Origin of the sequence: Curtobacterium sp. MCPF17_011, assembly GCF_003234145.1 — a bacterium.
In the GTDB taxonomy this organism is placed as follows: Bacteria; Actinomycetota; Actinomycetes; order Actinomycetales; family Microbacteriaceae; genus Curtobacterium.
Map to the genome: position 1 here is coordinate 419,023 of NZ_QKSK01000001.1, position 22,922 is coordinate 441,944.

At 68.8% G+C, this 22,922-nt stretch carries 21 protein-coding genes; 6 read left to right on the top strand and 15 right to left on the bottom strand.

Features of this window, described 5'->3' with window-relative positions; genetic code table 11:
• Positions 1–28: 28 nt before the first annotated feature.
• The 3 genes from DEJ25_RS02045 to DEJ25_RS02055 all read right to left on the bottom strand — a co-directional run bounded on the left by DEJ25_RS02045 (position 29) and on the right by DEJ25_RS02055 (position 4,290).
• Entirely contained in the window at positions 29–2,236 is a 2,208-nt protein-coding gene (locus DEJ25_RS02045; protein ID WP_110902858.1) for an MMPL family transporter, read from the bottom strand.
• Positions 2,237–2,446: 210 nt separating this feature from the next.
• On the bottom strand, positions 2,447–3,106 hold the full coding sequence (locus DEJ25_RS02050; protein ID WP_110902859.1) for a response regulator transcription factor: 660 nt from the start codon (positions 3,104–3,106) through the stop codon (positions 2,447–2,449).
• On the bottom strand, positions 3,103–4,290 hold the full coding sequence (locus DEJ25_RS02055) for a sensor histidine kinase (protein WP_181427322.1): 1,188 nt from the start codon (positions 4,288–4,290) through the stop codon (positions 3,103–3,105). Before DEJ25_RS02055 ends, DEJ25_RS02050 begins: the two co-directional genes overlap by 4 nt.
• Before the next feature lie 135 nt (positions 4,291–4,425).
• Here DEJ25_RS02055 and DEJ25_RS02060 point away from each other — a divergent pair, with 135 nt between their 5' ends.
• The gene (locus tag DEJ25_RS02060; RefSeq protein ID WP_146240597.1) at positions 4,426–4,671 is read left to right on the top strand and encodes a hypothetical protein; all 246 of its coding nucleotides are present in this window, start codon (positions 4,426–4,428) and stop codon (positions 4,669–4,671) included.
• 38 nt (positions 4,672–4,709) lie between these two features.
• On the opposite strand, the gene DEJ25_RS02065 is transcribed toward DEJ25_RS02060, so the two are convergent.
• The 6 genes from DEJ25_RS02065 to DEJ25_RS02090 all read right to left on the bottom strand — a co-directional run bounded on the left by DEJ25_RS02065 (position 4,710) and on the right by DEJ25_RS02090 (position 10,100).
• Positions 4,710–5,630 (bottom strand): alpha/beta hydrolase, encoded by a 921-nt coding sequence (locus DEJ25_RS02065; RefSeq protein ID WP_181427323.1) that lies wholly within the window; start codon positions 5,628–5,630, stop codon positions 4,710–4,712.
• 120 nt (positions 5,631–5,750) lie between these two features.
• Positions 5,751–7,448, bottom strand: coding sequence for an MDR family MFS transporter (locus DEJ25_RS02070; RefSeq protein WP_111043618.1), 1,698 nt, complete (start codon positions 7,446–7,448; stop codon positions 5,751–5,753).
• On the bottom strand, positions 7,445–8,071 hold the full coding sequence (locus tag DEJ25_RS02075; RefSeq protein ID WP_110902864.1) for a TetR/AcrR family transcriptional regulator: 627 nt from the start codon (positions 8,069–8,071) through the stop codon (positions 7,445–7,447). Before DEJ25_RS02075 ends, DEJ25_RS02070 begins: the two co-directional genes overlap by 4 nt.
• Before the next feature lie 189 nt (positions 8,072–8,260).
• The gene (locus DEJ25_RS02080) at positions 8,261–9,124 is read right to left on the bottom strand and encodes an SDR family oxidoreductase (protein ID WP_111043619.1); all 864 of its coding nucleotides are present in this window, start codon (positions 9,122–9,124) and stop codon (positions 8,261–8,263) included.
• On the bottom strand, positions 9,121–9,693 hold the full coding sequence (locus DEJ25_RS02085; RefSeq protein ID WP_110902866.1) for an NADPH-dependent F420 reductase: 573 nt from the start codon (positions 9,691–9,693) through the stop codon (positions 9,121–9,123). The genes DEJ25_RS02080 and DEJ25_RS02085 overlap by 4 nt, the downstream gene beginning before the upstream one ends.
• 44 nt (positions 9,694–9,737) lie before the next feature.
• Positions 9,738–10,100, bottom strand: coding sequence for a DoxX family protein (locus DEJ25_RS02090; protein ID WP_110902867.1), 363 nt, complete (start codon positions 10,098–10,100; stop codon positions 9,738–9,740).
• Positions 10,101–10,191: 91 nt separating this feature from the next.
• Between DEJ25_RS02090 and DEJ25_RS02095 the strand changes: the two genes are divergently transcribed.
• The 4 genes from DEJ25_RS02095 (at position 10,192) to DEJ25_RS02110 (ending at position 12,853) form a co-directional block, all read left to right on the top strand.
• The gene (locus DEJ25_RS02095; protein ID WP_110902868.1) at positions 10,192–10,704 is read left to right on the top strand and encodes a MarR family winged helix-turn-helix transcriptional regulator; all 513 of its coding nucleotides are present in this window, start codon (positions 10,192–10,194) and stop codon (positions 10,702–10,704) included.
• Positions 10,705–10,826: 122 nt separating this feature from the next.
• Positions 10,827–11,249 (top strand): DUF6069 family protein, encoded by a 423-nt coding sequence (locus DEJ25_RS02100; RefSeq protein WP_220033149.1) that lies wholly within the window; start codon positions 10,827–10,829, stop codon positions 11,247–11,249.
• Between the two features lie 235 nt (positions 11,250–11,484).
• A complete protein-coding gene (locus DEJ25_RS02105) occupies positions 11,485–12,414 on the top strand; it encodes a VOC family protein (RefSeq protein ID WP_111043620.1) in 930 nt (309 codons plus the stop codon).
• A gap of 28 nt (positions 12,415–12,442) precedes the next feature.
• A complete protein-coding gene (locus DEJ25_RS02110) occupies positions 12,443–12,853 on the top strand; it encodes an ester cyclase (protein ID WP_111043621.1) in 411 nt (136 codons plus the stop codon).
• Positions 12,854–13,196: 343 nt separating this feature from the next.
• Here DEJ25_RS02110 and dnaB read toward each other — a convergent pair whose 3' ends face one another.
• The 6 genes from dnaB to DEJ25_RS02140 all read right to left on the bottom strand — a co-directional run bounded on the left by dnaB (position 13,197) and on the right by DEJ25_RS02140 (position 18,556).
• Positions 13,197–14,561 carry a replicative DNA helicase gene (gene dnaB / locus DEJ25_RS02115; protein WP_111043622.1) on the bottom strand — a complete coding sequence of 455 codons (1,365 nt, stop codon included), beginning with the start codon at positions 14,559–14,561 and terminating at the stop codon, positions 13,197–13,199.
• A gap of 645 nt (positions 14,562–15,206) precedes the next feature.
• Positions 15,207–15,659 carry a 50S ribosomal protein L9 gene (gene rplI / locus DEJ25_RS02120; protein WP_110902890.1) on the bottom strand — a complete coding sequence of 151 codons (453 nt, stop codon included), beginning with the start codon at positions 15,657–15,659 and terminating at the stop codon, positions 15,207–15,209.
• Between the two features lie 14 nt (positions 15,660–15,673).
• Entirely contained in the window at positions 15,674–15,931 is a 258-nt protein-coding gene (rpsR, locus tag DEJ25_RS02125) for a 30S ribosomal protein S18 (protein ID WP_017887834.1), read from the bottom strand.
• Positions 15,932–15,978: 47 nt separating this feature from the next.
• Complete coding sequence (locus DEJ25_RS02130; RefSeq protein WP_110902891.1) at positions 15,979–16,566, bottom strand: single-stranded DNA-binding protein; 588 nt, start codon at positions 16,564–16,566, stop codon at positions 15,979–15,981.
• 3 nt (positions 16,567–16,569) lie between these two features.
• Positions 16,570–16,959 carry a 30S ribosomal protein S6 gene (gene rpsF, locus DEJ25_RS02135; RefSeq protein ID WP_110902892.1) on the bottom strand — a complete coding sequence of 130 codons (390 nt, stop codon included), beginning with the start codon at positions 16,957–16,959 and terminating at the stop codon, positions 16,570–16,572.
• 160 nt (positions 16,960–17,119) lie between these two features.
• Positions 17,120–18,556, bottom strand: coding sequence for a CCA tRNA nucleotidyltransferase (locus DEJ25_RS02140; protein ID WP_111043719.1), 1,437 nt, complete (start codon positions 18,554–18,556; stop codon positions 17,120–17,122).
• 111 nt (positions 18,557–18,667) lie between these two features.
• On the opposite strand from DEJ25_RS02140, the gene DEJ25_RS16835 reads away from it, so the two are divergent.
• Entirely contained in the window at positions 18,668–22,885 is a 4,218-nt protein-coding gene (locus tag DEJ25_RS16835; RefSeq protein WP_220033150.1) for a DUF6049 family protein, read from the top strand.
• Positions 22,886–22,922 lie beyond the last annotated feature (37 nt).

Genomic DNA, 22,922 nt, shown 5'->3' on the forward strand with positions numbered 1-22,922 from the left:
GGTGTGTTCACCGGGGCCCTTCGAGTTGTCAGCCGACGAGGACTCGTGGCTGGTCCTGCGCGGCAGGTGCCGCGGCGTCGTGCTCGTCGAGGGCGTGGCCTTCGACGTCGACGTCGGGGAGGACCTTGTCGAGCCACTTGGGGATCCACCAGGCGGAGCGTCCGAGGAGGGACAGCGCGGCTGGCATGAGGACCATGCGGACGATGAACGCGTCCGCGGCGACGCCGACGAGGAGCCCGAACGCGATGGAGGCGCCGATCGCGAACTCCCCGGTGGCGAACCCGCCGAAGACGACGATCATGATGCTCGCCGCAGCGACCAGGACCGGTCCGGATCGGGAGAAGCCCTCGCGGATGGCCTGCTTGGGATCGAGGCCCTTGCGGTACATCTCCTGGATGCGGGAGACGAGGAACACCTGGTAGTCCATCGCGAGTCCGAAGAGCACTCCGACGAGCAGCAGCGGCAGGATGCTCAGCATCGGGTCGCCCTGCGGTGCGGGCAGGAAGTCCAGCCAGCCCCACTGGAACACCGCGACGCTCGCGCCGAAGGATGCGCCGACCGAGAGCAGGTAGCCGAGCGTGGCGATCACGGGGATGAGGAGCGATCGGAACAGGACGATGAGCAGGATGATCGAGATGACGACGATGACGACGACGTACTTCACCAGCGCCTGAGCGAGCTGGTCGTCGGAGTCGATGCCGATCGCGGTCTCACCGGTGACCTCGAGGTGCGCTCCGCTGATGCTGTCAGCGTCGTCACGGATCTGGTGCACCAGGTCCTTGGTGGAGTCGTCGATCGGCCCTTCGGTGGGGATGACCGTGATCCGTGCGTAGTCGCCGTCGGAGCTGACCTGAGCCGGGACGACCTGCTGCACGCCGTCGAGAGCGGTGAGTTCCTTCTCGATCACGGCGGTCTTCGAGGTGATGTCGTCGCCCTCGGCCAGGACGATCAGGGGGCTCTGGATGCCGCCGAACTCGTCGACGATGAGGTTGTAGGCGGTGCGTTCGGTGGACTCCGGGTCGGACCCGCCAGGGACGTTCGAGGCGGTCTTCATGCTGAGCATGGGGAGCGCGACGACGACGAGGACGAGCACCCCGCCCAGGAGAGAAACGATCGGGCGCTTCACGACGAAGCTGCCCCACGAGCGGAGGACGCCGCGCTTCTGCGGGCCGTCTTCGGTGAAGAGTTCCCCGCGCTGCAGCGCCGCACGGTGCTTCTTCGACAGGGCCTTGACGCCCATGAACCGCATCAGTGCCGGCAGCAGGGTGAGCGAGAGCAGGACGGCGACGGCGACGGCGAAGGCGGCGGCGACACCCATCTCGGTGATGTAGCTGAGGTTCGCGACCAGGAGCGCGACGAGGGCGACGACGACGGTCATGCCGGCGAAGACCACGGCGGTGCCGGCGGTACCGGTGGCCCGGGCGATCGCGTCGTCGACCCTCCGTCCGGAGCGGAGTTCGGTCTTGAAGCGGGACAGGATGAACAGGCTGTAGTCGATGCCGACGGCGAGGCCGAGCATGGTGGCGAGGATGATCGCGTTGTCACCGATCGGGGTGAGCGCGCCGTAGGCGAGGACACCGATCAGGCCGACGCCGACGCCGTAGACGGCGACGAGGAGGTTGATGCCCGCAGCCAGCAGCGAGCCGAACGTGATCGCGAGGATGATGAACGCGATGATGACGCCGGCGCCTTCACCCGGGCCGGTGGCCGGGGCGCCGAGGGGAACCAGGTTCCCGCCGAGCTCGACGCCGAGCGCCGGAGGAGCGTTCTCCTGCAGGTCGAGGGCCGCGTCGTAGAACTTCGTCTGCTGGGCCTTCGTCAGGTCGCCGTAGGTCAACGTGGCGACGGCGACCGTGCGGTCCTTGGAGATGTAGGGCTGTTCCGCATTCAGCGGGTCGCTGACGGACTTGACTCCGTCGACCTTGTCGGCCTTCGCGAGGAACGACTCGATCTGCTTCGCAGTCGTCGCGTCCGTGACGTCGCCGGACTTCGGTTGGAACACCAGCTGCAGGGACGCGGTGTCCGCGCCGGTCGTGGAGGGGAACTCCTTGTTCATCCGCTCCAACGCCTGCGATGCCTTGGTGTCGGGGATGCTCGTGGTCGCGGCGTCCTTCTCGATGCCGCTGCCGACGACGAAGATGCCGATCAGCACGGCCATGATCAGGAGCCACGCTCCGATCACCAGCCATCGGAACCGGGCACTGAAGCGCCCGAGGTGGGACAGGAACGTGGACATGCGGTTTCCTTCGTCGTCGTGGTCCGCGAGGTGCGAACAACGTCAACGATCCCGTCCGGGACGCTTCGGCACGGCCTCCTTTTGCAGCGTTCGAACTACTCCATCTGCAGTAGATCCCGCCCCTCCGTGCGTACCGTCAAGACAGGCGACAACGCTCGGGCACCCACCGCTGGCTGAGCGGTGGGTGCCCGAGAAGACCAGGTGGTCGAGTCAGGCGATGAGCCCGGCTTGGTAGGCGTACGCGACCAGTTGGGCCCGGTCGCGGGCGCCGACCTTGGCCATCGCACGGCTCGCGTGGGTCTTCACGGTGAACGGTGAGACGAACAACTCCGCTGCGATGGTGTCGTTGTCATGGCCCTCAGCGATGCTGAGGACGACGTCCCGTTCGCGGGCTGTGAGGGCAGTGAACCGGTCGGCGAGGTCGGCGTCGACGACGCGGACCGGGCTGTCGGTGACGTGCCCGATGAGCGCGGCAGAGGCAGCTGCGGACAGGGCACCTCCCCCGGCGATGACTTCCTGCAGGCTCGCGATCAGCTCAGCTGGTCCGACGCCCTTGCCGAGGAACCCGTTCGCACCAGCCCGGAGTGCCGCGAGGACGGTGTCGTCGTGCTCGAAGGTGGTCAGCACGACGATGCGGGTCTGTTCGGACGGGATACCCTCCCGGATGCGTCGCGTCGTCTCGACGCCGTCGATCCCGGGCATACGGACGTCCATGAGGATGAGGTCGACATCGTGGTCCCGGAGGAAGGCGAGCGCGGCGAACCCGTCCCCTGCTTCACCGACCACGGCGAAGTCGGGGTGCACGTCGATGATGGTCCGCAGTCCGAGCCGGATCATCTCTTGGTCATCGACCAGCAGCACGCGTGTCACGGGGTTGCTCCTTCGCTCCATGGGATCCGCGCCGTGACGGTGAAGACGTCGTCGTCGGTGCCGAGCTGCAGGGTGCCGCCAGCGGACTCGACGCGTTCGCGCATGCCGACGAGTCCGTACCCGCTGCCGTGGGCGGTCGTCGGCGTGGACGCGATCGGGTTCGTGACGCTGATGATCAGGTCAGCCTCGTCCGTCAGCACCGTCAGCGCGGCCTCACCGGTGCCGTACCGGTGCGCGTTGGTCAGCGCTTCTTGCGCCACGCGGAACACCGTCACTCCGCCGGCCTCGTGCACTCGGCGAGCTTGGTCGGTGATCTGCGCGTCGATCGACAGGCCAGCGTCCTGGAACGAGGCGACCAGCTCGTCGATCGTCGACAGGCCGGGTGTCGGGCGGCCCGCGTGATCGTCGTCGGCGGCGTCGCTGCGGAGCATGGCCAGCGTCCGTTGCGTGTCGCTGAGGATCGACTGTACTGCGGTGCGCGCCGCGACCAACGACCGCTGCGTCGCGGCGTCGTCACGGCCGGCGGTGACCTCGACCGCGCCGAGGTGCATGCTCACGACGGCGACCTGGTGGCCGACGATGTCGTGCAGGTCACGGGCGATGCGGACCCGCTCCTCCGCCACTCGCCGCTCAGCTTCTGCCTCCCGCGTGGCGATCGCGTCGCGGGTGCGCTGCTCGAGCGACTCCCAGTACTGGCGCTGCAGCCGCAGCGCTGCGCCCACGGCACCACCGGCGACGACGGCGACGATGACCGCGACGGCGTCGAGACCGACCGCGCGGCCGGCAGACAGGAAACTCGCGAGGCCGAAGACGACGGCCATCGCGAGGGTCGTGACACCGATGCTGCGCGTCGGCGGCAAGCCGCGCAAGGTGAGTGCGAACAGGACGAACACCACGACGGTGCATTCGCCGATCGGCTCCCGCCCTCCGACGATCACCACGACGACGCCAGCCATCGTCGACGTGAGACCGACCTGCGGTAGACGGGCGGCGACGAGCGCGCCGGTGAGGGTCACGAGTGCGCCGATGCCGGCGAGCAGACCGTCGCCGTTGGTGGCGATGACGACCAGTTCCACGATCATCGCGGTGACGCTCACCCACAGCGGGAGGCGCTCGAGCACGGGTTGCGCGCGCAGCCACAGCGGGCGCGGCGTCGCGGGCCCGCCGGGCGTCGGAACGGTCATCCCTCGATTGTGGAGGACGCCGCTGCTCTGCGCGTACTCCATCTGCATCAGGTTCGTCGGTCCCGGAGCACGACGGGCTCGGGTGCTCCCTCGGCGATGCTGGTGATCACAGTCGCACCGATCAAGGGACACGTCATGACCACGCTCATCGCCACCTCACCTTCCATCCCGCCGATGTTCGTCTCGACGCCGGCGGAGCTCGACGACGGGTACGGCCAGCAGGTGCGCCGAACTCCTGCCGGGACGATCGCGCGCGTGCCGTTGCTGCCGCTCTGGGCAGCGGTCGCCACCACGAGCGCGGTGTTGCGGTTCGCCGGCTTCATGGTGCTGGCCACGTCGATGCTCCTCGAGAGCGCAGCGCGGGGCATCATCTCCCGCTGACGAACCCGCCCGCGCTGCAACGCCCTGGAGCGCGTGGGTCAGCGGAGGTGTTCGAGGAGGTGCGCGGTGAACGTGGCCATCAGCGTGTCGAGCGTCACCTTCGGGGTGGAGCCTGCGTAGTAGAAGTCGTGGTCGACCCCGTCGAACCGTCGGGTCTCGACCGGCGCACCGACCTCCACAGCACGCGCGGTGAACTCCTCGATCGAGGGACGCAGCGTGTCGTACTCCGCCGTGACGACCAGGGTCGGTGGCAGTGCGCGGAGCTCGGGCTCGGAGAGGAAAGCGGGCGAGACGAGCGGGTTCTTGCGGTCTGTGCTTTGCAACGGGTAGGCCGCGTCGACCATCTCGAGCATCCCGGCGTTGACGAACGGCTTCTCGATCAGCAAGGTCGCTCCGGCGGGCGGGATCGACAGGTCCACAGCGGGCACGATGAGGGCGGCAGCGCGAACAGCAGGACCGTGCTCGCGTGTCGACTGCGTGAGCGTGCCGAGGGCGAGGTTCCCACCTGCGCTGCTGCCGGTCACCGCGATCCGGGTACCGTCCCATCCCATGGTCTCCCCGGAGCGGGCGACCCACGTGAGCACGTCGAAGCACTCCTCCAACGCCTGCGGGAACCGGGCTCTCGGTGATGTGCTGTAGTCCACGTTCACGACGACGCTGCCGACTTCGCCCGCGATCCCTCGAGCGAGGTGGTTGTCCTGCAGCGGGTTCCCGATCACGAACCCACCACCGTGGGTGTTGATGACCACCGGCGGCGTGACACCGTTCCCGGCGAGCGGGGCGTCAGCGGGAGGCCGCGTGATGTAGCAGCGGATCGAACCGTGACGCGTGGGGACGTGCACGATCTCGTTGTCGGGAACGGCACGGGAAGTGAGTTCCACCTTCGGTGCCCGGATGATGCGCGTGACGAGGGTCGACATCGCCCAGGTCCGGACGCGCATGCCGAGGGGTGCGGCCATGATGTGCTCTCTCATTCGGTCGGGGCTGCTGATGGGATCTGCGGGTCGAGCGTCCTCGCTGGTGCGTGCGACGGACGCAGTGAGGGGGCGCCTCGCAGCGCCCTCCTCACTGCGTCCCGGCTACTCGTCGCGCGGCGCGCCGGATCGGACGGAGTCCGGAACGGAGGGGGCTGCCGTTGCGACTGGGTGGCCACCGGCGGCGGCGTCCTGTCGCGCCTTCTCGAGTTCGTCGGCTTCTGCGCCGCCGATGGCTTCGCCCCGAGCGACCATGCCGGCCGTGTCGGAGAGCTTGATCTGCGGCAGGAACAGGGCGAGCAGGAACGCCACGGCGATGAAGGGCAGCAGGTACCAGAACACCGGCGCGAGGGAGTCGGCGTACGCGTTGACGATGCCGTCCTGTACCGCCTCCGGCAACTTCGCCACGGTCGCCGGGTCGATGCTGCCCGCCGAGGACGCGGCATCGGTCGCGGAACCGCCGGCGCCGCGGAACACGTCGGTCAGCGACGTGGTCAACCGTGCGGTGAACAGTGCACCGAACACGGCGGTGCCGAGAGATGCACCGACCTCACGGAAGTAGTTGTTCGTCGAGGTGGCGGTCCCGACCTGCGATGCGGGCACGGCGTTCTGCGCGACGAGGACCACGACCTGCATGATCAGGCCGAGGCCAGCGCCGAAGACGAACAGGTACACGCAGATCAGCCAGATCGGGGTGTCCGCAGCGAGCTGCGTGAGGCAGAGCATCGCAGCCGCGACGAGGATCGTGCCGACGATCGGGAACACGCGGTAGCGGCCGGTCTTCGAGATCAGGTTGCCGGACGCGATGGAGGTCCCGATGAGGCCGACCATCATCGGCAACATCAGCAGGCCCGAGACCGCGGCCGAGGTGCCGGATGCCATCTGCAGGAACGTCGGGACGAAGCCGATCGCGGCGAACATGCCGATGCCGAGCACGAGACCGATGCCGGTCGCGAGCAGGAAGGTGCGGTTGCGGAAGAAGGACATCGGGAGCACCGGGTCCTCGACGCGGGTCTCGACGAGCACGAGCAACGAAGCGGCAACGACGAGGCCCGCGAACCAGGCCCACGTCTCGAGCGCGTCCCAGCCGTGGTCCTTGTTGCCGCCGAACTCCGAGAAGAACACCAGGCACGTCGTGGCAGCGGACATCAGGAGCACGCCGAGGACGTCGATCCTCTTCTCGGCCTTCTTGGTCGGCAGGGTGAGTGCGAACCAGGCGATGCAGAACGCGGCGATCCCGACGGGGATGTTGATGTAGAACGCCCAGTTCCAGGTGAGGTGGTCGACGAAGAAGCCACCGAGGAGCGGGCCACCGATGGCGGAGAGGCCGAAGATCGCACCGAGCGGGCCGAGGTACTTGCCGCGCTGCGAGGCGGGGACGATGTCCGCGATGATCGCCTGCGACAGGATCATCAGACCACCTCCACCGAGGCCCTGCACCGCACGCCACACGATCAGCTGTGTGAAGTCGCCGGCGAACGCGCAGCCGGCTGATGCGATGGTGAACAGCGCGATGGCGATGAGGAACAGGTTCCGCCGCCCGAGCACGTCACCGAACTTGCCGTAGATCGGCATCACGATGGTGGAGGCGAGCAGGTACCCGGTGGTCAGCCACGCCTGGTGCGCGACACCGCCGAGCTCGCCGACGATGGTCGGCATCGCGGTGGAGACGATCGTCTGGTCGAGGCTGGAGAGCAGCATGCCCGCGATGAGCGCCGAGAAGATGGTCCAGATGCGGCGCTGGGTGAGCAGGAGTGGCCCGTCGGACCGTCCTGCCCGTTTCGCGCTCTTGGTCGAGCTCATGGGGTGTTCTCCAGTTCGTTGATCGAGTGTGCCGCTGTGAGCGGCGTACTGCTGGCCGGGACAGCCGGGCTGTCCGAGTTCGCCATCGCTGTGACGAGGCGGAAGTTGGTGCGGAGGATGTCCTCGAAGGGCGGCCCGTCGTCCTCGGCGAAGAACCGCCACGCGGTCGCTTTGAGCAGTGCGCCGATGATCTCGGCAACGAGCCGCGCGCGGTCGTCGGCCGGGTCTGTCCATCCGAATCGGGAGCGCATGGCGTCGCCGACGAGGTTCATCTGCTGGTCAGTCGCGGTGACGAATCGCGCCACGAGGGAGGGCTCGCGTTCCAGGACGTCCCGCATGAGGGCTTCTTCGCCGCGGTCGAGACCGACGACGTGGAGGTGTTCGATCGCCAGGGCGACCGCCGCTTCGAAGGGAGCGAGGTCGGGATCGACCGCTGCTCCCGCAGCGAAGGTGGCAAGCAGGTCGTCTTCGACGCCGAGCTCGATCCCGAGCACGACGTCTTCCTTCGAGGCGAAGTGGTTGAAGAAGGTCCGACGGGACACCCCGACTTCTTCGCAGAGCTGCTCGATGGTGAACCCGTTCAGGCCGTCCGCGATCGTGCGGCGACGGGCCGTGGCGATCATGCGACGGCGAAGCAGTCGCGTCCGCTCAGTTGTGTTCACACTCTGCAGTTTTGCACTTTGCCGCAAGAAGTGCAACTACCCGAAGTCGGAGGTGCCGACTTCGTTGGCCGTGTGGCATGGATGCGACAACGCTCCGTGGTGCGGACGAAAGTGTCCGGCACCACGGAGCGTCGTGGATCCGCGGGTGGATCAGGCCGTGTGGAAGCGGCGGAAGGCTTCCTCGAGCGTCTCGGTCGGGTGACCGGTCAGCGTGGAGAGGACCGTCGAGGGTCCGTCGAGCGCGCCGTCGGCGACGGCGGCGTCGAGGCCGACGAGGAACCCGATCGTGCCTTCGTCGAGACCTGCAGCGACGAGTGCTTCCTGGTGCTCCTCCGACGAGACGCCGGCGTACGCGACGTCGCGTCCGAGGACACGGCTGGCGGTGGCGGCGAACTCGGCGCCGTCCCAGGCGGTGTCGCCGGCGAGCTCGAGTGTCTCGCCCCGGTGTGCGTCCGCCGCGGCGACGACGGCTGCGGCTTCGGCGTAGTCGGAGCGGGAGGCCGAGGCGATCCGGCCGGTGCCGCTGCTGGCGAGCCACTGGCCGGTTGCCGCGATCTGGGCGAACGCCTGCTCGTAGTTCTCGTTGTACCAGTTGTTCCGGAGCACGGTCGCCGTGACGGGCGAGGCCCCGAGGAGGTCCTCGGTGGCCTTGTGCTCAGGAGCGACGAACAGCGTCGACGTATCAGCGCGGGGAGCGCTGGTGTAGACGATGTGCTGTACGCCGGCCTGCTCCGCAGCACGGATGGCGTTGGTGTGCTGCGGCACACGCTGACCGACCTCGCTACCGGAGACGAGCACCAGGGTCTCGACGCCGTCGAACGCGGACGCGAGGGCCGCCGGATCGGTGTAATCGGCAAAGGCGGTGCGGACACCGGAGTCAGCGAACAGCGCGGAGAGGCGCTCGGCGTTCCGGCCGATGGCGACGACGTCGCTGGATGGGACGCCACGAGCGAGGAGGTGTTCGACGATCAGGCGACCGAGGTTGCCGGTCGCACCGGTGACGGCGATCGTCACTTGATGACCCCGAGACCGTCGGTCCATCCGATCTGCTCGGAGACGGCCAGGCCCATCTGGAGGAAGCCGATGCCCTCGAGCTCGTGGGCACGGGCGAGGGGGCCGGCGTCGTAGGCGTCGAGGCCACCGGCGGTGATCGCGTCGCGGAGAGCGGCCTTCGCGTCGGCGTCGTCGCCGGCGATGAGCACGGCGGTCTTCTTGCCGCCGACGCTCTTCGTGGCCAGCGCGCCGGCGAAGTTGGTGTTGAACGCCTTGACGACGTGCGACTCGGGCAGGCGGGCGGCGAGGTCCGCGGCACCGCTGCCGGCGTCGAAGACGACCGGCTGGAAGGTGGCGAAGTCGACGGTGTTCGTGATGTCCACGACGGTCTTGCCGGCGAGGGCGCTCTTGTACTTGTCGGCGATCTCGGGGAGGGCGGCGTACGGCACTGCGAGGACGACGATGTCGCCGGCGAAGGAGGTGGGCTCGTCGCTGTGCTTGATCGACTCGACGGTGGCTCCTCCATCGGAGAAGACGGAGGCGATCGCGGTGCCCATGTTGCCGGTGCCGAGGATGCTGATGCTGGTCATGATGCGTGCTCCTGTTTCAGAGGTGGTGCGGTTGGAGAGGGTGATCAGAGGGCGGCGAAGCCGAGGATCGCGCTGACGATCGAGAGGATCGCCAGGACGATCGGAGCCGCCGGGGACTCCTTGCGGCGCACGTGGACGACCACGGCGCCGAGCATGAGGACAGCGAGGAGGATCGCGGCGATCGGGGTGAGGACCGGAGCGACGCCGAGCAGCAGGGGCAGGATCAAGCCGATCGCACCGAGGACCTCCGCGAGGCCGATGAGCTTGACGTGACTGCTGGCGAAGTCGGCTGCCCAGCCCATGCCGCTACTGGCGAGGGCCTCCGCGGGACGGGCCAGCTTCATCAGGCCGGCTCCGAGGAACGCGAGTGCCAGGAGGCCGTTGATGATCCAGAGTGCGATGAGCATGATCTTCCTTGTGCTTGAAAGTTGAAGTAACAAGGTCGACAATACACAGAGTTTTGTTGAACGGTCAAGTTTTTTCTGCGACGATGTGCGCATGGACGAACCGCGCTGGCTCAACAAGACCGAGGCGGCAGCCTGGATGGATCTCCTCGCGATCATCGAGCTGCTGCCCTCGGCGCTCGACGCGCAGCTCAAGCGTGACTTCGCGATGACCCGCTTCGAGTACAACGTCCTCGCGATGCTCAGCGAGTCACCCGACGACAGCGCTCCGATGAGCAGCCTGGCCTTCCTCACCAACGGCTCACTCTCCCGTCTGTCACACGCGGTGACGAAGCTCGAGAAGCGTGGGTGGGTGCGTCGCGTGCCGTCCGAGACGGACAAGCGCTCGCTCGTGGCCACCCTGACAGCGGACGGACGAGCACTCATCGAGCGGGCGGCTCCGCATCACGTCGAGGAGGCTCGACGCGCGTTCTTCGACGCGATCCCGCCCGAGCGGGTCGGCGATCTCGCCGAGATCCTGCGGCCGATCGCCGCGAACCTCCTGACACCGGACCCCGCCTGCGGGCCGGCGGTCCGCGCCGCCGCTGCGCCGGTGGCTCACGACTGACCGACGACTCCACAGGCCACCCACTCCACAGACCCCCGACCGCTCGGACTGGCACCCGTCAGTCCGTTGCTCCGCCGTGCCCGCTCATCCGATGCGGCCGCCCCTCTCAGAACGGAAGTCCCATGAGCACGATCGACACGACAACCCGCCGCCCGAGCCGCCTCCGCGGGGTCCTCGTCGCGACTGTCCTCGCCGCCGTCATCGGCAGCATCGCCAACGCGATCATCGCCGTCAGTGCCCTCGCGGCCGGTGCTGACCCCGCAGTGCAAGGCCTGACGCCGCCGGCCTACATCACCTTCACCGTCGTCGGGGTCCTGATCGGCGCGATCGGGTGGGCGCTCATCAGCCGCACGCGTTCGGCTGGGCGCGCGCTCGCGATCCTCGTCCCGGTCGTACTGGTGCTCTCCCTCATCCCCGACGTGCTCCTCGCCGTCAGTGGTGACTCCGCTGCGATGACAGCAGGAGTGGCGCTGGGCATCATGCACCTCGTGACGACGGCGGTTGCGGTGCCGATCTACCGCACGTTCCTCCCGATCGCACGCTGACTCCTCCTCCCGCCCGCCAGCTGACGACACCTTCGTCGCCCAGCTGGCGGGCGTCCTGCATCCAGGCCCGCTCCTGCCGCGACGAGCCATCAGGAACCGGTTCCAGGAGGTTGTTGACAGTTCAACAAAACCGCGTACAGTGATGGGCATTACTTGATCGTTCAAGTATCCGGTTCCGGCAGCAGCAGCTCGCGCGGCCTGGGACCCAACGACGTCGAACTCTGCAGGAGCAGCAATGAACCCCCTCGACACTTCTTCGGACCCGCACCCCGCCCCGAACGCGGCCGCGCCTGGCACCCCGGACCGTGAGGTCGCGGAGTTCGGCGCCGTGCACCTCGAGGTCACCGACCTCGGCCGTTCCACCGCGTTCTGGACCGATGTCATCGGTCTCGTCCTGCGGTCCGAGTCCCAGGACGAGGTCGAGCTCGGTACGAAGGCGCGGACGCTCGTCACCCTGCACCCGGGCGCTCGGACCGGATTCCTGCAGGGCCACAGTGGGCTGTACCACCTCGCCGTGCACCCGCCGACAGAAGCGGACTTCGCACGGATCCTGCTCCGCCTCATCCGGGTCGGCTGGCAGATCTCGCCGACCGACCACGTCATGTCGAAGGCGATCTACCTCCTCGACCCGGACGGCATCACCGTCGAGATCACCCTCGAGACGCCGGAACGTCTCCGCGGGTTCCACTTCGACGACAACGGCCCGTACGTGCTCCGCCAGGACGGCAGCCGTTCCAACGGTCGCGAGCCGCTCGACGTTCGCACCGTCCTGAAAGCACTGCCGGACGACGACACCGCCCTCCCCGTCCCGGAGGGCACGAAGATCGGCCACGTTCACCTGTACGTCGGTGACCTCGAAGCCGCATACGGCTTCTACCGCACGTTCGGGTTCAACCAGGCCGTGTGGGCACCCCGATTCCACATGGGCGACCTCGGTGGTGGCGGCGCGTTCAACCACCGCATCGCAGTGAACACCTGGCAAGGCGTCGGCGCACCGCAATCACCCGCAGGGACCGCCCGCATGCGCGCCTTCACCCTCCGCCTCGACACCCACGAGCGCCTCGACCACGTCCTCGGAACCGTCGACGGACCCATCGAGGAATCCGACGCAGGCTTCCTCGTCCGTGACCCCAGCCTGAACACGCTGCTGCTCTCCGCCAACTGACCACCGCTCCCAGCCGAAGGACAAGACCATGAGCACCACCGACGACAACAAGACCATCGCCCGCGCCTTCTACGACGCCTACAACGGCAGCGACCTGCAGGGCGCGTTCGACACCTACATCTCGCAGGACCTCGTCAACCACACCAACGGCGGCGCGATGGACAGGGACATGTGGATGGGTTCCGACCTCGCCGCGAAGACTGCGGTCCCGGACCAGACCATGACGATCCTCGGCCAGGCCGCCGACGGCGACACCGTCTACACCCACTGGGTCCTCGAGGGCACCTTCAGCAACGGGGACCTGTTCGGCATCCCCGCCAACGGCAACGCGACCCGCCTCGAATCCGTCGCCGTCGACGTCATCCGCGACGGCCAGATCGTCGAGCACAACGCCATCGGCGACTTCACCGCCTTCATGAGCCAGCTCACCGCTCAGTGAGCACCGTCCACGAGCCGATGCAATAGCGGACGCACTCGACAACCGGCGGAACGATCGCTGGCGGGACCGCACCGGATGAGCCGGGGTCGAGCACAGCTCCCCCGGCTCAGCCGGCCACCTTCGACTCCGCCAGCTGTTTCAGTCGCCGATCGTCTACCGAACGAGGCTTCCTTGCAACGAACGCGAGCCTCGTACCACGACCGAGGTCGCAGAATCGCTGACGCCTTGCGCGAGCGGAGCGGCCCTCGCGTCGCGTCGTGGACCGGAACGTCCCAACCGGAACCGTTCGGCGACAAGTTGAACGCGGAGGAGACACGTTGCGTGCGCGGCGGCGACAACTCCCCTACTGCGGCATGTCCACGAACCGCGAGAACATCCCGTGGAACGCCACCGTGATGGTGTCGGTGGGCCCGTTGCGGTGCTTCGCCACGATCAGATCGGCTTCACCCTGACGCGGGTTGTCCTTCTCGTACGCCGACTCGCGGTGCAGCAGGATGACCATGTCGGCGTCCTGCTCGATCGACCCTGACTCACGGAGGTCGGAGATCATGGGCTTCTTGTCGGCACGCTGCTCGGGGCCACGGTTCAGCTGCGACAGGGCGATGACGGGCACCTGCAGCTCCTTCGCCATGAGCTTGAGCGCACGCGAGAACTCGGAGACCTCCTGCTGGCGGCTCTCGACCTTCTTGCCCGAGGTCATCAGCTGCAGGTAGTCGATGACAACGAGCTTCAGGTTGTGCTGCTGCTTGAGCCGACGGCACTTGGCGCGGATCTCGACCAGGGTCATGTTGGGGGAATCGTCGATGAAGAACGGAGCGTCGTTGATGCGTCCGCGGGTCTGCGCGATGGTGGTCCAGTCGCGGGCGTCGACGGTGCCCTTGCGCATGTTCTGCAGCGGCACGCTGGACTCGGCGGACAGCAGGCGCATCGCGATCTCGGCGCGCCCCATCTCGAGCGAGAAGAACGCCGCGGTCTGGTTGTGTTTGAGGGCTGCTGAGCGGCACAGGTCGAGCGCCAGGGTCGACTTGCCGAGTGCCGGTCGAGCGGCGACGATGATGAGCTGTCCGGGGTGGAAGCCGTTGGTCAGGGCGTCCATCTGGGCGAAGCCGGTGGGGACGCCGGTCATCTGCCCGTCGCGGCCCTTGGCGGCTTCGATCTCGTCGATGGCGGTGCCGATGGCTTCGGTGAGGGGGACGTAGTCCTCGGTCTGCACCCCGCCGGCGACGTTGTAGACCTCGGCCTGGGCACTGTTGACGAGGTCGGTGACCTCACCTTCGCTGGCGTAGCCCATCTGGACGATGCGGGTGCCGGCTTCGACCAGGCGGCGGAGGACCGCCTTCTCGGCGACGATGGCGGCGTAGTAGCCGGCGTTCGCCGCGGTGGGCACCATGCTCGTCAGGCTGTGCAGGTACTCGGCGCCGCCGCCACGGGACAGGAGGCCCGTCTTCGTCAGCTCGTCGGTGACGGCGATGACGTCGGTCGGCTCGCCGTGGGAGTAGAGCGACAGGATCGCGTCGAAGATGACCTCGTGCTTGGGGATGTAGAAGTCGACGCCGCGGGCGGTCTCGATGACGTCGGCGACGGCGTCCTTCGACAGCATCATGCCGCCGATCGTGGACTGCTCCGCGAGCATGTCGTGCGGGGGAGTGCGGTCGGCGTTCCGCTCGGCGTACTCCCGGGGGGCCGGCTCCAGATGCGCGATCGACACACGTGCTCCTCAGTGTTTGGCGGTGCTGGCGGACGGCTCTGTGAACCGTTCCCCACCGAGCAGTTCTACCCCGGGCGACCGACATCCCCGAGTCGCTGGCTCAAGCTACGGGTACGGAGTTATCCCCAGCAAACAGCCCTGTGGACAACTCTGTGGAGAGATCGTGGAACACGCCGGACTCCTGTGTGGAGGGTTGTGCACTCAACTGTGGACAACTCGGCCGGGGAACACACGTTCGACCGTTGATCAGGGCTTTCGTGTTCCACACCATGTGTGGAGAACTCGGCTTCAAGCGTGAGTCGAAGGTTGCCGTTGGAGCCTGTCACTGTGCAGAACCGACTTGACAAACGGCACCCGCGTCCCGTCTCACTCGGCTGGCTCCCAGGTGGCAGAGCCGAGCCGGACGTAACCGGCCAGCCGTGTTTCGGGTGCCGGACCTGCTCAACCGGCGCGCACCTCCAGGACGTTCCCGGCAGCCGCCGACACGCCCAGCACCACGAGGTACACGTCCGCCGAGCAGTCACCGTCGACCGGCCGTTCGAGGCGGAGACACCACGTGCACCCGGGCATGCGAGAAGGGCGGGCCTCCACTGGGGGAGACCCGCCCTTCCGGCGGTGCTGGTGCTGCCGGAGCAGCGATCGGGACTACTTCGCGGCGACGACCTTCAGCGAGATGGTCGCGACGATGTCCTCGCGCAGACGCACGGTGGCCTCGTGGTCACCGACGGTCTTGATGGTCGCGGGGACCTCGACCTTGCGCTTGTCGAGCGAGCCGACGCCCTGCGCCTGGACGGCGTCAGCGACGTCACCCGGGCGGACGGAGCCGAAGAGACGACCGTCCTTGCCGGCCTTGACCGACAGCTGGATGGTGGCGTTCTCGAGCTTCATCTTGAGGTCCTGTGCCTCTTCGATGGTGGCGAGCTCGCGTGCGGTACGAGCTGCACGGATCGACTCGACCTGCTTCTCGCCGCCCTTCGACCACGACACGGCGAAGCCCTGCGGGATCAGGTAGTTGCGGGCGTAGCCGTTCTTGACGTCGACGACGTCACCGGCGGAACCGAGGCCAGAGACCTCGTGGGTGAGGATGAGCTTCGACATTCGTCGACCTCCGATCAGCGGCCGGAGCCGGCGTAGGGGAGGAGCGCCATCTCACGGGCGTTCTTCACGGCACGGGCGATGAGGCGCTGCTCCTGGACGGAGACGCCGGTGATGCGACGGGCGCGGATCTTTCCACGCTCCGAGATGAACTTGCGAAGGGTCGCAACGTCCTTGTAGTCGATGACGCCGACCTTGATCGACTTCGCGGGAGCGGCGTTCTTGCCGCCCTTACCGCGAGGCTTCCGGCGATCGCCGGTGCTCTTTCCAGCCATTGTGTGTCCTTAGAGAAGAAGAAGTTGTGTCGTCAGACCGCTGAGGATCAGAACGGGGTCTCGTCGTCGTAGGTGCCGCCGGGGGTGGACCACACGTCGTTCGACGATGCGTTCCCGCCACCCTGCTGACCACCCTGCGGCGACCACGGGGCGTCGGACTGACCGCCACCGTTGCCACCGGACGCGCCACCGTTGTAGCCGCCGTTGCCGCCGGAGGAGTTGCCTCCACCGACCTGGCCACGGCCACCACCGGCGCCACCACCACTGCCACCCGGTGCACGGGTGATCTGGGCGGTCGCGTACCGGAGCGAGGGGCCGATCTCGTCGACCTCGAGCTCGATGCTCGTCCGCTGCTGTCCCTCACGGTCCTGGTAGGAACGCTGACGGAGACGACCCTGCGCGATGACGCGCGAGCCCTTCGTCAGCGACCCCGCCACGTGCTCGGCGAACTCGCGCCACACACTCGCACGGAGGAACAGCGCATCGCCGTCCTTCCACTCGTTCGCCTGACGGTCGAACGTGCGAGGAGTCGACGCGATGGTGAAGTTCGCCACGGCGAGCCCGTTCTGCGTGTAGCGCAGCTCCGGGTCCGCGGTGAGGTTGCCCACCACCGTGATGACGGTTTCGCCGGCCACGGGCTACTCGGCGCTCGCGGTCGTGGCGGCCGAGGCCGACGCGTTGGCGGCCTTGCGGGCGGCACGGGCTTCGTCGCGCTGCTTCTGCGCGGCGACCTGGGCCATGCCCTCTTCGGCGCGGAGGACCTTGGTGCGCAGGACGGCCTCGGAGAGACCGAGCTGGCGGTCCAGCTCCTTGGCGGAGTCGGCGGACGACGTGAAGTTCACGACGGCGTAGATGCCCTCGTTCTTCTTCGCGATCTCGTAAGCGAGCCGGCGACGGCCCCAGACGTCCACGTTGTCGACGGTGCCACCGTCGTTGCGGATGACCGCGAGGAACTTGTCCAGGCTGGGAGCGACGGTGCGCTCATCGATCTCGGGGTCGAGGATCGCCATCAGTTCGTACTGGTGCATGCGGAACCCACCTCCTCTGGTCTCAGCGGCCCCGGGCAGTTCCCAGGGCAGGAGGGTTGATGCATGTGCCTCGGCACGCTGAATGCGCGCGAGACAACCTGCCCATCGTAGCGGACGGCCTGGAGGCGCGCCACCGGCTGTGCAGAGCGACCGGCGTCGGTCAGGCGGACGCGTCGCGCGACGCCCACCACGTGCGGAGGCGCGCCTCGGCGTCCTCGGGCCCGAGCGGCCCCTCGTCCATCCGCGCCTCGAGCAGGAACCGGTACGCCTCGCCCACCGCGCGCCCCGGCGGGATGTCGAGGATCCGCATGATGTCGTCCCCGGAGAGGTCGGGACGCATGGAGTCGAGTTCCTCCTGCTCTGCGAGGACGGCGATCCGGGCCTCCAGGTCGTCGTACGCGAACCCGAGCCGGTCCGCCTTCCGACGGTTCCGGGTGGTGACGTCCGAGCGGGTGAGCTCGTGCAGCCGCTCGAGCTGGTCGCCGGCGTCCCGGACGTAGCGGCGGACGGCCGCGTCGGTCCAGGCGCCCTCGGTGTAGCCGAAGAACCGCAGGTGCAGTTCGATCAGGCGAGACACCGAGGCGATCGTGTCGTTGTCGAAGCGCAGGGCGCGGAGCCGTTTCTTCGCGAGCTTCGAGCCGACCAGGTCGTGGTGGTGGAAGCTCACGGCGCCGCCCGGCTCGAGCTTCCGGGTCGCCGGCTTGCCGATGTCGTGCAGCAGTGCGGCCAGACGCAGGACCGTGTCCGGGGCGTCGCCGGGGTGGCGTTCGGCCTCGTACCCGATGGCCTGCGTCAGGACGGTGAGCGAGTGCTCGTAGACGTCCTTGTGGTGGTGGTGCTCGTCGATCTCGAGCTTCATCGCGGGGAGCTCGGGCAGGATCCGCTCGGCGATGCCGGAGTCGACCAGCAGCCGGATGCCCTCGACCGGGACCGCCGTGTTCAGGAGCTTCACGAGTTCGTCCCGCACGCGCTCGGCGGAGATGTTCTCGATCGAGTCGGCGAGGTCGGACATGGCGTCGCGGACGTCGTCGGAGACGGTGAACCCGAGCTGGGCCGTGAACCGTGCCGCGCGCATCATCCGGAGCGGGTCGTCGCGGAAGGACACCCGAGCCGCCTGCGGCGTCGCCAGGCGCTGCGTGAGCAGGTCCTCGACGCCGCCATGGACGTCGACGAGTTCGCGCTGGGGGAGTCGGAGTGCCATCGCGTTGACGGTGAAGTCGCGGCGGAGCAGGTCGGCCTCGATGGTGTCACCGAAGGTGACCTCGGGCTTGCGGGTCTCGCCGTCGTAGACGTCACTGCGGTAAGTGGTGATCTCGACCTGCTCGCCGCGGACCATCGCGGCGATGGTGCCGAACTGGCGGCCGACGTCCCAGGTCGAGCTGGCGAGGGGCTCGACGATCGCCAGGACGGCGTCGGGTCGGGCGTCCGTCGTGAAGTCGAGGTCGGTCACCGGACGGCCGAGGAAGGCGTCCCGGACGGGCCCGCCGACGAGCGCGAGCTCGTGACCGGCGGCGGCGAACGCCCGTGCGAGGACGTCGACGGTGTCGGTGGCGGCGAGTGCGTCGAGTCGCTCGACGGCCTGGGCTACGGACTGCATGACGCCGTCGATCATCCCAGATAGTGGGCGGGAGCACCTGCGCGCTCGCCTGCTGTCATGGTCGCGCCTCATACACTCGTCGTGGCCCGCTGAAGACCAGGACCCTCCCACATGCAGATTCTCCGTACCGTGCTCGCCGCCGCCGCGTCCGCCCTGGTCGCCACCGGTCTGGTCATCGCGCCCGCAGCGGTGGACGTCGCCGACGCCGCCACCACCTCGAAGCCGGCGACGCCGACGACGGCCCAGGCGGGCACCACGTCGGTCCAGGTGACCCCCTCCGGACGCGGGGTGCTCGACCTCGGCGACGACCTCTCGCTCTCCGTCACGGTGACGAACGACACCGACACCGCTCTGCCCGCGGGCCGTGCGGACCTGGACATCATCCGGCCGGTGGTGGGGACGCGCGACATCCTCGCCGACTGGCTCAACGACACCTCGTCAGACGGTTACCCCGGCGAGCCCATGGACCGGGTGACGATCCCGGAGGTCCCGGCACATCGATCAGTCACGGTCGACTCGATCTCGGTGCCGTTCGCCGACGTCCGTCTGGGCACGCTCAACCCCTTCGGCGCCCGACGCATCGCGGCCTCGTACGTCGCCGGATCGACCCTCGCGGTCGGGCGCTCCGCCTTCACCTGGAACCCCGGGCCCGACGCCGCACCGGTCGACGTCGCGGTCGCGATGCCCGTCACCGTCCCGGCGACCGAGGACGGCCTGCTCAGCGCGAACACCCTGGCCGCCGACACCGCGCTCGACGGCACCCTCACCCAGCAGCTCGACGCGGCGGCCGGCCACAGCGTCGCCCTCGCCGTCGACCCCCGCATCATCGCGTCGATCCGCATCCTCGGCGACGACGCCCCGAGTTCCGCGACGGCGTGGCTCGAGCGGCTCGAGGGCCTCCGGAACGAGAAGTTCCCGCTGTCCTACGCCGACGCGGACGTGACGGGGCTGCGCCAGGCCGGGCTGTCGGGCATCGCCGCGCCGATCTCCTTCGACCAGGCCATCGCCGCCGCCGTGGACGCCGACCGGTTCCCGGGGGCGACCCCGAGCCCGACCGCCACCGCGACCCCGGCGGACCCGGCCACGGACCCCGCGCAGGACCCGGCCGACCAGGACAGCGGCACCACCACGCAGACCCCCGACGACACCGCCGCCGGACCGACCGACACCGCCACCGCGGACGCGGCAGACGGCAACGCCGACGGCAACGGCAACGGCAACGGCGCCGACGAGACCGACCCCGCCACCATCCCCACCTCGGCCTCGCTGGTGTCCTTCCCCTGGACCGTCGACACCGTCGCCTGGCCCGTCGAGGGCACCGTCGCCGCCGACGACCTCCCCGCCCTGCGCACCGCCGGCTCCACCTCGACGATCATCTCCAGCGGGAACACCTCCGCCGGCCGGGACACCACGGTCGCCGCCGCCGAGCAGGTCGGCTCGACCAAGGCCCTCGTGTCCGACCAGGGCATGTCCGACCTGCTGCGCCAGGCCGCCGACGCCCGCTCCGCACGGGCCACCGACCGCGCCATGGCGACGCTCCGCGCCACCCTCGCCACCGTCGCCGTCCAGGGCAGCGCCACGGGTCCGGTCCTGCTGACCCTCGGCCGGTCCTGGCCGACCGACTCCGCGCGCCTGGAGCAGGCCCTGGACGCCCTCGAGGACACCGCCTGGATCTCGCCGACGGACTTCTCCACGGTCGTCGACGCGAAGCCGGGCTCGCTCACCCTGCAGAGCAGTGACGACGGTGCCGACCGGCTCACCGTCCTCCGGCGCCTGGTGCGGTCCGAGCAGGCGCTCGTCGACTTCGCCAGCGCGGTCACCGACCCGGTCCAGGTCACGGCTCCGGCCCGCCTGCGGACCCTCGCCGCCGCGTCGAACGCCTGGCGTGCGGACACCGACGGACTGACGACCGTCGTGGACGGCATCGCCGCGGACCACCGGGAGACCATCGGCAGCGTCGGGATCGTCAACTCGAGTGACATCACGCTGCTCGGTGACCGGTCCTCGCTGCCGATCTCGGTCCGGAACCGTTCCGACTGGCCGGTCACGGTGTTCCTGACCGTCACGCCGTCGAACTCGTTCCTGCGCATCGAACGGAACGCCGTCGAGGTCACGATCCAACCCCGCTCCTCGACCCGCACCACCTTCCCGGTGCAGTCGGTCGCGAACGGCAAGGTCGCGCTGTCGATGGCGCTGACCAGCGCGAGTGGTGCTCGCATCGCCACCCCCGCCACGGTCGAGATCAACGTGCAGGCGCAGTGGGAGACCGTGATCACGGCCCTCGCCGCGATCGCCGTCGTGGCGGTCTTCGGCCTCGGGATCCTCCGCAACGTCCGCCGCCGCCTCCGTCGCCGCAACGGCGAGCCGGAACCCGAGGACGACGACCCCAACCGTCCCCTCGAGATCCAGCCCCCCGGCCCGGGCGAGCGTCCGCTGCCCGCCGAGACGGTCCGGCCTGGAGGCCCCACCACCGTCCCCGGGGCCGCCACCGCCATCGCCGTGGCCAGCTCCGGCACCGACACCGTCGCTGGCGACGGCGACCGTCTCGAGGACGCGATCGCGCGGGCCGGGATGGAGTCGAGCCTCCCGTCCGACCGAGACGACCAGGGCGACCGACACGACCAGGGCGACCGCCCGCACCCCGAGGAGCCGACCATCAGCACCACCCAGCCCAGCGCCGAGGTCGACGCCGAACAGGGCGAGGGCCGCGGGCTCGGCCGGGCCAGCGCGATGCTGGCGGCGGGGACGATGATCTCCCGCCTGCTCGGGTTCGCGAAGACCTTCGTGCTCGCCTACGCCATCGGCCAGGCGAACTCCCGGTCCGCCGACGCGTTCGCGGTCTCGAACCAGCTGCCGAACAACATCTACGCGCTCATCGCCGGCGGACTGCTGTCGGCCGTGCTCATCCCGCAGATCGTGCGCTCGATGTCGCAGAACAGCGACGGCGGGCGGGCCTACGTCAACAAGATCGTGACCCTCGGTGGCTCGGCCTTCGTCGTCATCACGATCATCGCGACCCTGCTCGCGCCGCTCCTGGTCCGTCTCTACTCGGCGCAGACTCAGGACGGCAAGGGCTTCTCGCCGGCGACCACCGACCTGGCCGTGGCGTTCGCCTTCTGGTGCCTGCCGCAGATCCTCTTCTACGCGATCTACTCGCTGCTCGGTGAGGTCCTCAACGCCAAGCAGGTGTTCGGGCCGTTCACCTGGGCGCCGCTCATCAACAACGTCATCGCGATCTCCGGCCTCGTCGTCTTCATCGCGATGTTCGGGAACCGCGCGGTCAACTCCGGCACCGACGACTGGACGCCGCTGAAGATCGCGGTGCTCGCCGGCAGCGCCTCGCTCGGCGTGCTGGCACAGGCCGCGTTCCTGCCGTTCTTCTGGAAGCGCGCGGGCCTGACCTTCCGCCCCGACTTCCGGTGGCGCGGCGTCGGGCTCAAGGCGACCGGGACCGCCGCCGGCTGGCTCTTCGCGATGATCCTCGTCACGCAGCTCGCCGGCATCGTGCAGTCCCGCGTGGCCTCGCTCGGCTCGGGCAACGCCGGCAACGCGGTCCTGCAGAACGCCTGGCTGCTGTTCATGCTGCCGCACTCGATCATCGCCGTGTCGATCGCCACCGCGTACTTCACCCGGATGAGCCACGACGCCGAACGCGGCGACCTGGCAGCCGTCCGGCGCAACCTGTCGCTGTCGCTGCGGATCGTCGGGCTGTTCACGGTGTTCTCGTCGGTGGCGCTGATGGTGGTCGCCGCACCGTTCGGCCGGATGTTCGCCGCGGACTTCGACGGTGCGTTCTCGATCAGCGCCGTCCTGCTCGCCTACATGCCCGGACTGGTGCTGTTCAGCATGCTCTTCATCATCCAGCGGGTGTTCTGGGCGATGCACGACCACCGGACGCCGTTCTTCATGCAGCTCGTGCAGTCGGTCCTGTTCGTGATCGGCGCGCTCGCGGTCACCCTGCTGCCGGGGAACATCATCGGGCTCTCGCTCGCCGCGTGCACGACGCTCGCCGGCTCGGCCCAGACGATCGTGGCCCTCGTCGTGGTCCGCCGTCGACTCGACGGCATCGAGGGTCGCATCGTCACGCGTTCGCACCTGCAGTTCGTCACGGCCGCAGTCGTCGCCGGCGTGGTCGGGTTCCTCGTCACGACGTTCTTCGGTGGGTACTCCCGCACCGGGTTCGCCATGTCCGACTTCACGAGCGCGTTCATCACCGTGGTGCTCGCCGGCGCCGTGATGGTGGCCGTCTACTTCGCGGTGCTGGTCGTCGTCAAGAACGCCGAGGTCCGCAGCGCCGTCGACCTGGTGCGTGCCCGGCTCGGACGCTGACCGGGGAGCCAGTCCCGGGAATGGTGCGCAGCTACCA

Bases quoted from the DNA above. Each gene is read 5' to 3' on its own strand.
- DEJ25_RS02085 (WP_110902866.1), bottom strand. From the start codon at position 9,693: ATGACCAGCATCAGCATCCTCGGCACCGGCAACATGGGCACCGCGATC.
- DEJ25_RS02110 (WP_111043621.1), top strand. From the start codon at position 12,443: ATGAGCACCACCGACGACAACAAGACCATCGCCCGCGCCTTCTACGAC.
- DEJ25_RS02070 (WP_111043618.1), bottom strand. From the start codon at position 7,448: ATGAGCTCGACCAAGAGCGCGAAACGGGCAGGACGGTCCGACGGGCCA.
- DEJ25_RS02045 (WP_110902858.1), bottom strand. From the start codon at position 2,236: ATGTCCACGTTCCTGTCCCACCTCGGGCGCTTCAGTGCCCGGTTCCGA.
- DEJ25_RS02100 (WP_220033149.1), top strand. From the start codon at position 10,827: ATGAGCACGATCGACACGACAACCCGCCGCCCGAGCCGCCTCCGCGGG.
- DEJ25_RS02060 (WP_146240597.1), top strand. From the start codon at position 4,426: ATGACCACGCTCATCGCCACCTCACCTTCCATCCCGCCGATGTTCGTC.
- DEJ25_RS02090 (WP_110902867.1), bottom strand. From the start codon at position 10,100: ATGCTCATCGCACTCTGGATCATCAACGGCCTCCTGGCACTCGCGTTC.
- DEJ25_RS02095 (WP_110902868.1), top strand. From the start codon at position 10,192: ATGGACGAACCGCGCTGGCTCAACAAGACCGAGGCGGCAGCCTGGATG.
- DEJ25_RS02055 (WP_181427322.1), bottom strand. From the start codon at position 4,290: ATGACCGTTCCGACGCCCGGCGGGCCCGCGACGCCGCGCCCGCTGTGG.
- DEJ25_RS02105 (WP_111043620.1), top strand. From the start codon at position 11,485: ATGAACCCCCTCGACACTTCTTCGGACCCGCACCCCGCCCCGAACGCG.
- DEJ25_RS16835 (WP_220033150.1), top strand. From the start codon at position 18,668: ATGCAGATTCTCCGTACCGTGCTCGCCGCCGCCGCGTCCGCCCTGGTC.
- DEJ25_RS02075 (WP_110902864.1), bottom strand. From the start codon at position 8,071: ATGATCGCCACGGCCCGTCGCCGCACGATCGCGGACGGCCTGAACGGG.
- DEJ25_RS02065 (WP_181427323.1), bottom strand. From the start codon at position 5,630: ATGGCCGCACCCCTCGGCATGCGCGTCCGGACCTGGGCGATGTCGACC.
- DEJ25_RS02140 (WP_111043719.1), bottom strand. From the start codon at position 18,556: ATGCAGTCCGTAGCCCAGGCCGTCGAGCGACTCGACGCACTCGCCGCC.
- rpsR (WP_017887834.1), bottom strand. From the start codon at position 15,931: ATGGCTGGAAAGAGCACCGGCGATCGCCGGAAGCCTCGCGGTAAGGGC.
- rpsF (WP_110902892.1), bottom strand. From the start codon at position 16,959: ATGCACCAGTACGAACTGATGGCGATCCTCGACCCCGAGATCGATGAG.
- rplI (WP_110902890.1), bottom strand. From the start codon at position 15,659: ATGTCGAAGCTCATCCTCACCCACGAGGTCTCTGGCCTCGGTTCCGCC.